The sequence below is a fragment of the Rhizobium sp. BK619 genome (assembly GCF_014195245.1).
In the GTDB taxonomy this organism is placed as follows: domain Bacteria; phylum Pseudomonadota; class Alphaproteobacteria; order Rhizobiales; family Rhizobiaceae; genus Rhizobium; species Rhizobium acidisoli.
Genome location: NZ_JACIBH010000014.1, coordinates 148,469 through 159,708, shown reverse-complemented (window position 1 = coordinate 159,708; position 11,240 = coordinate 148,469). Strand labels below are relative to the sequence as shown.

At 62.2% G+C, this 11,240-nt stretch carries 10 protein-coding genes; 3 read left to right on the top strand and 7 right to left on the bottom strand.

Annotated features, from left to right (window positions below):
• Positions 1–4: 4 nt before the first annotated feature.
• From FHX14_RS25670 to FHX14_RS25660, 3 genes are all read left to right on the top strand, one after another.
• Positions 5–1,099: an aminotransferase class V-fold PLP-dependent enzyme gene (locus FHX14_RS25670; RefSeq protein WP_184379571.1), complete on the top strand. Its 1,095-nt coding sequence runs from the start codon at positions 5–7 to the stop codon at positions 1,097–1,099.
• Positions 1,100–1,170: 71 nt separating this feature from the next.
• Positions 1,171–2,034: a glycerophosphodiester phosphodiesterase family protein gene (locus FHX14_RS25665; RefSeq protein WP_184379569.1), complete on the top strand. Its 864-nt coding sequence runs from the start codon at positions 1,171–1,173 to the stop codon at positions 2,032–2,034.
• Positions 2,035–2,209: 175 nt separating this feature from the next.
• Entirely contained in the window at positions 2,210–3,865 is a 1,656-nt protein-coding gene (locus FHX14_RS25660) for a GGDEF domain-containing protein (protein ID WP_184379567.1), read from the top strand.
• A gap of 27 nt (positions 3,866–3,892) precedes the next feature.
• Here FHX14_RS25660 and FHX14_RS25655 read toward each other — a convergent pair whose 3' ends face one another.
• From FHX14_RS25655 to FHX14_RS25625, 7 genes are read right to left on the bottom strand one after another with little or no spacing between them, the layout of a single operon-like run.
• The gene (locus FHX14_RS25655; protein ID WP_184379565.1) at positions 3,893–4,702 is read right to left on the bottom strand and encodes an inositol monophosphatase family protein; all 810 of its coding nucleotides are present in this window, start codon (positions 4,700–4,702) and stop codon (positions 3,893–3,895) included.
• Positions 4,702–5,706, bottom strand: coding sequence for a LacI family DNA-binding transcriptional regulator (locus FHX14_RS25650; RefSeq protein ID WP_184379563.1), 1,005 nt, complete (start codon positions 5,704–5,706; stop codon positions 4,702–4,704). Before FHX14_RS25650 ends, FHX14_RS25655 begins: the two co-directional genes overlap by 1 nt.
• A complete protein-coding gene (locus tag FHX14_RS25645; RefSeq protein ID WP_183694877.1) occupies positions 5,690–6,469 on the bottom strand; it encodes a glycerophosphodiester phosphodiesterase in 780 nt (259 codons plus the stop codon). The genes FHX14_RS25650 and FHX14_RS25645 overlap by 17 nt, the downstream gene beginning before the upstream one ends.
• A complete protein-coding gene (locus FHX14_RS25640; RefSeq protein ID WP_184379561.1) occupies positions 6,469–7,524 on the bottom strand; it encodes an ABC transporter ATP-binding protein in 1,056 nt (351 codons plus the stop codon). Before FHX14_RS25640 ends, FHX14_RS25645 begins: the two co-directional genes overlap by 1 nt.
• Positions 7,524–8,366, bottom strand: coding sequence for a carbohydrate ABC transporter permease (locus tag FHX14_RS25635; protein WP_003595691.1), 843 nt, complete (start codon positions 8,364–8,366; stop codon positions 7,524–7,526). The genes FHX14_RS25640 and FHX14_RS25635 overlap by 1 nt, the downstream gene beginning before the upstream one ends.
• A gap of 2 nt (positions 8,367–8,368) precedes the next feature.
• Positions 8,369–9,670 carry an ABC transporter permease subunit gene (locus FHX14_RS25630; RefSeq protein ID WP_184379559.1) on the bottom strand — a complete coding sequence of 434 codons (1,302 nt, stop codon included), beginning with the start codon at positions 9,668–9,670 and terminating at the stop codon, positions 8,369–8,371.
• A 59-nt stretch (positions 9,671–9,729) separates the two neighbouring features.
• Positions 9,730–11,076: an extracellular solute-binding protein gene (locus FHX14_RS25625; RefSeq protein WP_184379557.1), complete on the bottom strand. Its 1,347-nt coding sequence runs from the start codon at positions 11,074–11,076 to the stop codon at positions 9,730–9,732.
• Between the last annotated feature and the right edge of the window lie 164 nt (positions 11,077–11,240).

Here is an 11,240-nt window from a genome sequence, read left to right as displayed (position 1 = left end):
GTCCATGTTCGATCCCGGTTGGAATCCCTTGCACGGCGTCCCCTCCTATCCCGCCGAACGCTACGGCGTCCTCGCCGACAGGATCGGCGGCATATTGATGAGCCGCAATGACATCCTGCTGGTGCAAGCCGAGGCGGTGGTGGCGCTGGAGGCGGTGGCGGTCAGCCTTGCGCGTCCCGGCCTTTCCGCCCTCAACATCGTCACCAGCCTCTATGGCGGCTGGTTCGGGCAATGGCTGCGGCGGCGTGGTGCCGTCGTTCAGGATATCGTCGCCGAACCGGGCTTGCCGATCGAGATCGAGGCCGTCGCCCGGGCGCTCGACGGCGGTCCTCATATCGATGTGCTTGCTGTGGTTCATGCGGAATCGGCGAGCGGTATTCTGAACCCGCTGCCCGAGATATTGGCGCTTGCGCGCGCCCGCGGCATCGTCACCGTCGTCGATGCGGTCGCTTCCGTTGGCGGTCATAGGCTCGATGTCGATCATCTCGGCATCGACATCGCGGTGATCGGCCCGCAGAAGGCGCTGGGCGGCCCGGCCGGCCTATCCGCACTCTCGGTCAGCCGCCGCGCCTGGGAGCTTATTCTGAGCGACGGCGCGCCGCGCGATTCGATCCTGTCGCTGGCGGATCTGAAGGCATGGATCGACGGTGGCCGGCGCGCTCTGCCGGGAACGCCGGCGCCCTTGGAGTTCTTTGCGCTGGACGCCGCACTCGACCGCATCGAGGCCGAAGGCCTGGAGAATGTCGTCGCCCGCCATGCGCTGGCGGCATCGGCGACACGGGCGGGGCTAACCGCGCTCGGCGCTTCGGCCTGGGTGCCGCCAGCCAAGGCCTCGAACCTGGTGACCGCGGTGCCGGCGCCGGCGGGCTTGGCGCCCGATGCGCTGATCGCCGCTGCCGGGCGGCTGGGGGTGGAGTTGACCGAGGGTGTGGGAACCGCGCCGGCCCGGCTGATGCGGCTAAACCACACAGGTCCGCGCGCTACATTTCAGGCGGTGCTGTCGAATGTGGTGGCCTATGGCACAGCCCTCCGGCGGGCCGGTTGTCCCGCGGATATCGCCGCCGCTGCGGAAGCGATATGCGAGGCCTACAGCCGCTGAAAGCCGTATCGCGCTCTTGATAAATCCAGCTCGTCAAGGCAGGAGAGTAGCATCGCGGAGATTTGATGCAGATGACGATATTGCTGGATGCGCAGGGCCTGGAGATTTCGCATGAGGGACATCGCACCCGGCTGAAATGGCATCGGCTGCGCAAGCGGTTTGCCGATCCGCTGTTCTCCGCCGAAGTGATGGCGGAGGGTTTTGCAGCCGGCGCCTCGATGGAACTCGATCTGCGGGTGCGCGCCGATGGCGGCTTCGTCGTGCTGCACGATGAAGAGCTCGACGGTGAAACGAGCGGGCATGGACCGATTGCCAGAAAGAGCATCGGCGATCTCGGCGATATCAGGATGAAAGAGGGCGACCGGCCGCTGATCCTCAGCGAGGATCTCGCCGCCATGATGCAATCGACGCATCCGGCCGCATTGCTGCAGTTCGACATGAAGGATGATTATGAGGCGATCGGCCCCAGAGGCATCGAGCACCTTGCCGCGCATTTCCGCGATATTGCCGCCTCGGTGATCGTCAGCGCCGGCAGCCTCGACCTCATTGTGGCGGTCAAGGAGAAGCTTCCGCATCTCCTGCGCGGCATCGATCCCACAGACAAGCTCTACGGCATCAGGACGGCCAGTGGCTGGAAGGCCGTCGAGACGGAGCTGCGCGCCGACCTGCGCGGCCCGACCGAACCGGACACGATCTATCTCCACTGGCGGCTGATCCTTGATGCCGCCAGGGAAGGTCTCGATATGATCGCGCTCTGCCAGGACGAAGGCAAACGCGTCGATGCCTGGACCTTTACCCTGAAGCATCCCGAGGTCGGTTTCAGCGACGAGGAATGGGGGAATTTCCAGGCGCTGATGGCGCTGAAGCCGGATCAGGTCACCACCGACGAGGCGCCGGCGACCGAAAGCGCCTGGAGCCACCGCATGGCGGAGTGACGTTTTGGCGCTTGATGCAGAAAGGCATGAGCGGCTTTAGCTCTTTGTTTTATGCATGTCGCTATCTCGGAACCGCGGCACACTGCCGGCGACATGCATTCTTTCAGGGCTTGTCGCATGTTTTGCACAATTTGCATCATTTTAAACTTCTGATGTTATTCATCTCCAACAGACAATGTTGGTGTGCGATATGCAAGTTGTTGATACTTTAGCATTTACTCAACGAGAAAATTTCAGCTTACAGAAAGCGTGGCATTTTGGGTGTACCGGCCGTTCGCTCGAGGCACTCACGCTGGCCGGCGAAATTCTTGCCGATGCCAGGGCGCGGGGCGACGACCGGCTCGCCGCTCGATGCGATACGGACATTGCCTGGTACTGTTTTCAAACCGGCAAGGCCGAACTCGGGCTGACGCATGTCCGCCGGGCGGTGGACTTCTGGAAATCGACCGGGGAGCTGGCCCAGGAATCCTATGCCCGGGCCTATTTCGGATGGTTGCTGCTGGAAATGGGCCTGCCTGAGGAGGCGATCGAAGAGGCCACGCGCGCGCTGGATCTGGCCGACAGGACCGCGGACCCGAAAGCGCAAAGCCTCGCCACCAACGTCATTGGAATTATCTTCTGGTACAACAAACAGCCCGACCGGGCCATCCTGATGAGCGAGCGGTCCGTCGAGCTCGCCAGATCGATCGGCGACAAGACCTATGAATGCTGGTGGCTCGTCAATCTCGGCGGCGCTCATTCTGAAAGCGGTTATATTGCGCAAGCGCTCGGCCAGCCGGAAGAAGGACGCCGGATGCTGACGCGAGCGCTTGAGCTGACCGATCAGGCACTCGACCTGGCCATCGAGATCGGCGACAGCTGGGCTGCGCGCATCTGTCTCGGCAACAACGCCGATTATTACAGTCACCTCGGCGAGCACGAGAAGGCCGTCCGGTGCATGGAGCGTTATCAGCTGTTTCAGGAAAACAGCTATGTCAGGGACAGGCAGCAATATCTCTACACGCTCGGCCAAATCTACAATAATCACGGAAAATTCGAGGAAGCCCGGTCGCTGCTGCTCGAAGCGATGGCATTGATCGGCGAGGGCGGCAGTTTCGATTCTTATATTCAGATCTATTTTTATCTGTCGCAGGCTCATGAAGGGCTGGGGCAGTTCGATCTGGCGCTGGAGGCCCACAAAAAATACCACCAGGCCTACCTGCAGAACAGCGCCGAGAGGACCCAGCAGCGCGCACGCCTGGCCGAAATCTACTATGAAACCAAGCGGCTGAAGGAAGTTGCCGAAACCGAGGCGAAGCGCGCCGATACGCTGGAGGCTTCCTATCAGAAACTGCAGGAAGAGACCGATATTCTTGCCAATGCCGTCTATCTGGACGCACTGACTGGACTTTATAACCGCAAATATCTCGACAGCCGCTTCAAGGAGCTGACGTCAGAGAAACGTCCCTATTCCATCGCGATGCTGGATGTCGATCACTTCAAGTCGGTCAATGACAATTTCTCTCATATGATCGGCGACCAGGTTCTGAGCGCCATCGGAACCATATTGCGCAACCAGCTCAGGATTACCGATCAGGCGATCCGCTTTGGCGGCGAGGAGTTCGTCGTCCTGCTGGCCGGCCCTCCCCGAGGGGCCGCCGATGTCTGCGAGAGGCTGCGCGCGGCCGTTGAACAATGGAACTGGTCGGAGATCTGCAACGGACTGCGCGTCACGATCAGCATCGGTGTGGCCAATACGCTGTCTGCCAGCGCTCCGAACGAGATCTTGGCGATCGCCGACCAGAATCTCTACACGGCGAAAAAGACCGGTCGCAATCGCGTTGTTGCTTAACCGCTGCCCGCCTTGGCGCGACATGCTCTATAGCCCCTCGATGTCGAGGATGAAGGCGAATTCGCCTGTAAGTCCCGGGGAGTGGGCGATAACCGGTCCGCCATCGGTAAGCAGCCTGTCGACACCAGGCATCGCCACAATGGCGCCGGCCTCTTCGGCGATCAGTGCGCCGGCAAGCATATCCCAGGCATTGAGATGGCGCTCGTAATAGAGATCGGCAGCACCTTCCGCGACGCGAACGAGGTCGATCGCCGCCGCGCCTGTACGGCGATAGTCCATGCCGCGTTCGTGGAGCCGCTTGGAGAGCGCCAGATGGTCGTCGAAACTGGTCTTGCGGGAATGGCCGAGAATGACGAGCGCATTGGCCGGATCGGTGGTTGCGGCCGCATGGATCGGCAGCCCGTCCTTGAAGGCGCCGCCGCCGCGGATTGCGTGAAAGACCTTGTCTTCGGTGGCATCGTAGACCACGCCGATCTCGACCCTGCCGCCGGCGACGAAGGCGATCGACACGGCCCAATGTCGGAAGCCCCTGATATAGTTGGTCGTGCCGTCGATCGGATCGACGACCCAGGTGCCGCCCTCGCCTGATCGCCCGCCACTCTCTTCGCCCATGAACGTATCGCCCGGAAAGCGTAAGAGCAGCCCGTCGCGGATCGCCTGTTCGGTCTTCCTGTCGGCGATGGTGACGAAATCCTGCAATCCCTTGTTTTCGACGGCCAGCGTGCCGGGATTGGAGTCGCGCCGAAACCGGGCCGCTTCCCGTCCGGCCTCGAGGGCGACTGTGATCGCGACCTCCGCCCGTGCGCGGATGGCGGCGGCATCGAATGCGGGATTCATCAGGCAGTCCTTCTTCTTATCAGCGTTACTGGCGTGAATTCGACGCGAGCCGTCAGGTCCGGTTCAGCCATCCGGCTCATCAGCAGGTCGACTGTCTGTTCGGCCTGGAGATCGCAGGGTTGGCGGATGGTCGTAAGGTCGTAGGCGGTCCAGCTCGCCTGGGGGATGTCGTCATGGCCGATGATGGAGAGCGGCGCCGCATCGTCGCGGCTGCGGCCCTGCATGACCCGGTCGACAACGCCGCAGGCCATGTAGTCGTTGGCGCAGAACAAGCCGTCGATGCCGGATGCGGCAAGGTCGGCAGCCGCATCATAGCCGCTCTTGTAGTCGTTGATCCTGACCTGCAGCAGCTGTGCCTCGACGCCGAGCTGCTTGCAGCGCGCGATGAAGGCCTCGCTTCGCCGCCGCGCCGTATAGGATATGGCGGGAGCCGCCATGACGGCGAGCTTTCGCGCACCGCTGTCGATCAGATGGGCGGCGGCGAGATAGCCGGCCATGCGGTCATCGGAGATGATGCGGTCGACGAAGGGGATATCGTTGCCCTTGTTGATCAGCACGATCGGCACGCCTTCGGCCGCACATTGCTCGCAAATTTCGGTCGGCGGCGCGTCCGAGGTGACGATGACGCCGGAGACGGCGTAGTGCAGCAGCTGGCCGATGACCGTCGAGGTATCCGCCTCCTGCGAGGTCGGCAGCAGGATTGGGCGGAAATTGCGGGCGATCAGCACTCTTGCCAGGTTCTCGATCTGCAGCGTCCGGAACGGATTGTCGAGGCCGGCGGCAACGACCCCAACGAGATCGGAACGTTTGTTGGTGAGGCTTCTGGCAAGATAGTTCACCCGATAGCCGAGATCCTTGGCGGCCTGGAAGACCTTCTCGCGCGTTTTCGGCGAGACGCTGGCATCCGGCGTGAAGGCGCGCGACACGGCGGCGCGCGAAACACCGGCGACGCGCGCCACGTCGAATGAGGTTACCTTGTGCGGTCCCTTATCCCTGTCTGCCAACTGCTTTTTCCCCCTCTGCCGACGGCCGCATCAGATCGGGCAAATCCGTGCAGATGCCGAGAACCGGAAGCTTCATGATGTCATCGAGAATGCTCCGCCGCTCCTCGTGCCAGAGCACGATCTCGCGACCGGCCTCGAAGGCGCGGTGCATCAGTGCCTCGGTCACCAGATCCTGCGGCCGCTCGCCTGCCCTCTCCCAGCAGAGATGCAGGATATCGGCGCCGGCCTCGTCGCCCTGCGCATGTGGATCATGGCCGACGCGGACCAGCACCGAAAGCGGGAAGTCGCAGCCGGCGTCGCGGAGTTCGCGCACCTGGGCCGTATCGAAGGAGCCGAGGCAGGCAAAACGCTGGTTCATCTCGGCAAGATGGCGCCAGCAGAGCATGCCGGTTCCGGGAGCCTTGAGCTCGACATAGAGACCGGTGCCGGTCTCGCGGCCGAGGGCGGCGACCTCCGAAAAACTCGGGACATCGACGCCGTCGAGGGTGGCGAGCTCGGTGGCCGTCATTTCCGAAATGCGGCGGTCGATGCCGAAGACGCGCTCGAGATGGTCGTCATGCGAGACGACGACCACGCCGTCGCGGGTCAGCTGCGTATCGAGTTCCCACATCTCGGCGCCGAGTTCGGCAGCGCGGCGGAAAGCCGATATCGTGTTCTCGCGCTCATGGCCGCTGGCGCCGCGATGGCCGATGCAGAAGGGAAGCCGGCCCTTGGCCGATGGCCAGCCGTAACGCTCGAAAAATGCCGAAAAATTGCGGTTCATCAGAGCCTCGTTCCGTTCTCGTCGAAGACGAACACACCGGAGCTGTCGATCGCCCAGCGGACATCATCGCCGACGTGAATATCGTTGCGCACCGGCTGGATCGAGCGCAGCAGCGGGCCGCCGGCAAGACGGACGTCGTAAAGGTTTTCCCGCCCTTGCGTTTCGGCGAAGGTGACCTTGCCGGAGACGGGTGTATCGCCTGCAGGCGTAAAATGCTCCGGCCGGACGCCAAGCATCAGCTTCGTGCCCTCGGCGGCGCCGACGGTATCAGGCAGCGGCACGCGGATTTCGCTTTCCGGGACGGTGAAGGCGCCCTTGTCGACGATGCCGCGCAGGAAGGTGATCGGTGGGTTGCCAAGGAAGCCGGCGACGAAGGCGGTCTTCGGATCATTGTACATTTCGGCCGGCGTGGCGATCTGGACGATCTCGCCTTCCTTCATGATGGCGATGCGGTCGCACATGCTCATCGCCTCAACCTGGTCATGGGTGACGAGAATGGCGGTGATGCCGGTCTCGCGCTGCAGGCGGCGGATTTCCGAGCGCATTTCCAGGCGCAGCTTGGCGTCGAGATTGGCGAGCGGCTCGTCGAGCAGCAGCACATCGGGCTTGCGGATCAGCGCGCGCGCCAGCGCCACGCGCTGCTGCTGGCCGCCGGAAAGCTGCGCCGGACGGCGCTCCATGAGATTGCTGATATGAACAAGCTCGGAAATGCGCTCGACCTCCTTGCGGATGTCGGCGGCAGGCACGCCCTTCACCTTCAGGGGAAAACCGATGTTTTCGGCAACCGTCATGTGCGGGTAGAGCGCATAGGACTGGAAGACCACACCGACATTGCGGGCCTGGCTCGGCAGATCCGTGACGTCGCGGTCGCCGAAGAGGATGCGCCCGCTGGTCGGCCGGTGAATGCCGCAGACCGCAAAAAGCGTCGTCGATTTGCCGCAGCCGGAAGGGCCGAGCAGTGCCAGCATCTCGCCGTCGCCGACTTCGAGCTGCATGTTTTCGATAACCTTGGTGGAGCCGAAGCTCTTCGAGAAATTGTCGAGGAGTATGCGCATCAGCCTTTGCTCCCGCCGCCGTAGATGTTCATGAGATATTTGTTGAAGAGCGCGTAAGCAATCAGCACCGGGATGAGGTAGAAGAGGCCGACCGCCTTGAACATATTGAAATCGTAATTGTTGTCGTCGGCGAGGAAGCCCGCCAGATAGACCGACAGCACCTGCACCTGATTGCCCGGCGCCAGCACCTGCGGCAGGATGAACTCACCCCAGCCGGCGAGGAAGGAGAACAGGCCGAGCGCCATGATGCCCGGCTTGACCTGCGGCAGCACGAGGCTGCGCCAGACGCGGAAACGCGAGGCGCCGTCGACGACGCCGGCCATTTCGATTTCCCAGGGCACGGTGTCGTAGAAACCCTTCATCAGCCAGATGCCGAGCGGCAGATCGATCGCCGCCTTCACCAGGATGACGCCGATCAGCGAATTATAGAGGCCGATCATCTGCAGCACGATAAAAATGGCGATGATCAGCGTCACCGACGGGAAGGCGTGCAGCACCATGACGCCGGCCAGGAAGAAACCGCGCGCCGGCACGTTCAGCCGCGACAGCACGTAACCGGCCATCGACGAGACGATCAGCACCAGGCTGGTGGTGCAGGCCGAAAATAGCAGCGTATTCAGCGTCACGTGCCAGATATTCGCCTTGCCTGCCGTCGTCTGCCACAGGAAGCGCCAGTGATTGATCGTCAAGCCGGAGGGCAGCAGTGCATCCGGCTGCTTCACCGTCACCGTGTCGAGGAAGAGATAGACATACATCAGCAGCAGCGGCAGGCTGACGATGGTCAGTGCCGTTATGACAGGCCAGCTGCGGTAGTTTGCCGAGGGCTGCGAGCGTTCGGCCATGGTCAATCCTCGATCAGGGGCTTGGCGACGAGCGTGCCGTAGTTGAAGACGCGCAGATAGACGAGTGACAGCGCCACGCCGATGACAACGAGCACCAGCGCCATGGCGGCGCCCAGCCCGTATTCGAGATTGCCGGCATAGTTCCTGAGCGCGGTGTGGTAGGCGGCGAGCGCCCAGACCTCGGTGGCGTTGCCCGGGCCGCCATTGGTGGCGAGCAGTATCTCATTGAAGGAGGCGAGCAGCGACAGCGTCTGGTAGCAGGTGACGAAGAGGATCGGCCAACGCATCTGCGGCAGGATGATGTAGCGGATCTGCTGCCAGCGCGAAGCGCCGTCGACCTCGCTTGCATAGAACTGGCTCTTCGGAATGGCCTTCATCGCCGAGGAGAACACCAGCATGCCCATTGAAGCGCCGATGAAGCCGTTGATCAGCACGACGAAGAACCAGGCATTATAGGCGGTATCGAGCAGGTAGTTCTTCGGGGGGTAGCCGAACTTGCCCATCAGGATAGAGATGAAGCCGCTGTCCCAGGCGAGCCACTTCCACAGCAGGACGTAGATGACGACGGGCGTGATGCGCGGCAGCAGCCAGATGCCGCGAAAGATCGAGGCGGGCGTCGGCGGCATGTAATGCGTCCAGATGGCAAGCAGCAGGGCATAACCGACGTTGAAGAGCGTCAGCACCAGCGCGACATAGAGCACCGTATTGAAAAGCACCCGCGCCATGTCGGGCGAACTGGCCATGCGCGAGAAATTGTCGGTCGTCCAGGTCCAGCCGGTATAGGTTATCTTGGCGACGGTTTCCTTCTGCTCCGGCGTCAGCTTGAAACCGAGATCGTCCAGTGCCGAAAACAGCTGCTCCTTGCTGTCGAAGCGGGTGTTGAGGACGGAGCGGTTGAACTGTTCGGAGATCTGCTTGACCTCACGTGTCGAAGGTCGCTCGGCAAGATCCTTGATCATGCGCTCGACGTCGCGGCGTGCCGGGAAGACCTCACCTGCATGTTTGGCGCGCAATTCGGCGGCAATCCCCGGCGCAAGCCCGAGGCCTTCGACGGCCTTAAGGCCCGCCTCGTCGATGGTGTAGCGCGGTTCGGCCATCTCCACGGCGATTTCGGGCAGCGCCGATTTCAGCGCGATCAGGGAGTTCGGCGCGATCTGGTAGACGCCGCCGGAAATGCCGGTCGCCGTCGTCATGTTGGTCATCGAGAAGACCGCCGTCAGAACCACCGGCATCAGGAAGAACAGGACGATCATGACCGCCGCAGGCGCGATCATCACCAGTCCGAGCGTTCTGGACGATTTCATGGAAGGTCTCCTCGCGGAACCGACCGGGCGGCGGGATTGCCGCCGCCCGGAGAGATGCTTCAGCGGATGACGATCTTGTCGCCGAGCGTGCTCTTCAGCTCGCTCTCGGCATCACCGATGGCGGCGTCGACGGTCTTGGCGCCGGTCCAGGAGGCTTCGAGGTTCTTCCACATGATGTTCCAATAGGTGCCGAAATCGGAATTGTTCGGCATTGCATTGGCATGCGGCAGCAGGCGCTCGGTGGCTTCGCGGGTCCAGCGGTCGGCAGAGTAGAAGTCGACGGTGGCTTCCGACTTGGAGATGCCGAGATGGGCCGATTTGACCGCATGCAGCGCGTTGGTGCGCGGCTCGGAGGCGATCTTGACCAGCTGGGCGGCGATCTCGGTGTCTTCCTGGTCGTGGCCTGCGGTCAAGAGGTAGACGAGCGGATGGGTCAGCGTGTTGGCCTTGCCGCCTTCGCCGGCGGGGATCAGCGTGAAGATCACGTTGCCGAAGAAGTCCTTGAGGCCTTCCTGGTTGACGAGGCGGGCATAATGCCAGGTGCCGCCGTCCCAGATGCCTGCCTTGCCGGTGGCGACTTCCTTCCACCACTGATCACCAGGCATGCCGATGTGGTTCTTCTTGGTGACGCCCGATTTCACGGCGTCGGCGAAGAACTGATAGGTGCGGGTCATCGCCGCCTTGTCGAAGACGAGCTTGCCGCCTTCTTCCATCGTCCCGCCGAAGCTGGTGTAGAACTGCCAATAATCGGGACCGTTGCTGGTGCGCGGATAGAAGCCGTAACCGGGCTGAACGAGGCCCTTGTCCTGCATCTTCTTGGCGTCTTCGAGCAGGTTTTTCATGGTGTACTTGCCGTCCTGGACACTCTGCGGCAGCGCATCCAGATCGGCGTCGCTGTAGCCGATCGCCTTCATATAAGGCTTCCAGAAGAACATCGGGCGGGATTCGGCATCCTGCGGAATGCCGTAGACGGTGCCGTTGTAGGAGGCGATCTTCAGCAGGTTTTCATAGATGTCGCTGAGCGGCCAGGAGTCGAGATCGACGTAATCCTCGATCGGGACGATGAGGCCGGCCTGCGACCAGGGGGCGATGTCTTCGTGGCCGCTGACGACGATGTTCGGGGCGGTCTTGGCCTCCGCCGCAAGGGTCAGCGCCTGCTTGAAGTCTTCCCAGGCGGAATAAGGCTTCTTCTCGACGGTGATCTTCAGGTCTTCGCCCTTGAGGGCGGCTTCGCGCTGCAGCTGCTGGGCTGCGATCTCGATGGCGTCGAGGCGATAGACGTCGTTCGGGCCGGTGCCGCCGGCCCAGACGCTGATGTGAACGTCCTTGGCAAGCACGATTGCAGAGCTCGAGGCCAGGATGGCGGCAGCAATAGTGAGGGATTTCAGTGTCGGCAAAATGGTCATCTTCTTCGTCTCCCTAGAAGAGCAGTGTGAAGCCTCTTGGCGGGTCAGCACTGCTGATGATGGCCGCTCCGAAACCCCACGAAAACGTGACAATGTCCGCTCTAGGGGTTTGATGTAACGGCCGAATGACAAAATTGAGCACGTGTGCAAAATTATTATGACGA

Excerpts from the sequence above, each read along its gene's own strand:
- FHX14_RS25670 (WP_184379571.1), top strand. The coding sequence starts at position 5 with ATGTTCGATCCCGGTTGGAATCCCTTGCACGGCGTCCCCTCCTATCCC.
- FHX14_RS25665 (WP_184379569.1), top strand. The coding sequence starts at position 1,171 with ATGACGATATTGCTGGATGCGCAGGGCCTGGAGATTTCGCATGAGGGA.
- FHX14_RS25660 (WP_184379567.1), top strand. The coding sequence starts at position 2,210 with ATGTTGGTGTGCGATATGCAAGTTGTTGATACTTTAGCATTTACTCAA.
- FHX14_RS25655 (WP_184379565.1), bottom strand. The coding sequence starts at position 4,702 with ATGAATCCCGCATTCGATGCCGCCGCCATCCGCGCACGGGCGGAGGTC.
- FHX14_RS25645 (WP_183694877.1), bottom strand. The coding sequence starts at position 6,469 with ATGAACCGCAATTTTTCGGCATTTTTCGAGCGTTACGGCTGGCCATCG.
- FHX14_RS25640 (WP_184379561.1), bottom strand. The coding sequence starts at position 7,524 with ATGCGCATACTCCTCGACAATTTCTCGAAGAGCTTCGGCTCCACCAAG.
- FHX14_RS25635 (WP_003595691.1), bottom strand. The coding sequence starts at position 8,366 with ATGGCCGAACGCTCGCAGCCCTCGGCAAACTACCGCAGCTGGCCTGTC.
- FHX14_RS25630 (WP_184379559.1), bottom strand. The coding sequence starts at position 9,670 with ATGAAATCGTCCAGAACGCTCGGACTGGTGATGATCGCGCCTGCGGCG.
- FHX14_RS25625 (WP_184379557.1), bottom strand. The coding sequence starts at position 11,076 with ATGACCATTTTGCCGACACTGAAATCCCTCACTATTGCTGCCGCCATC.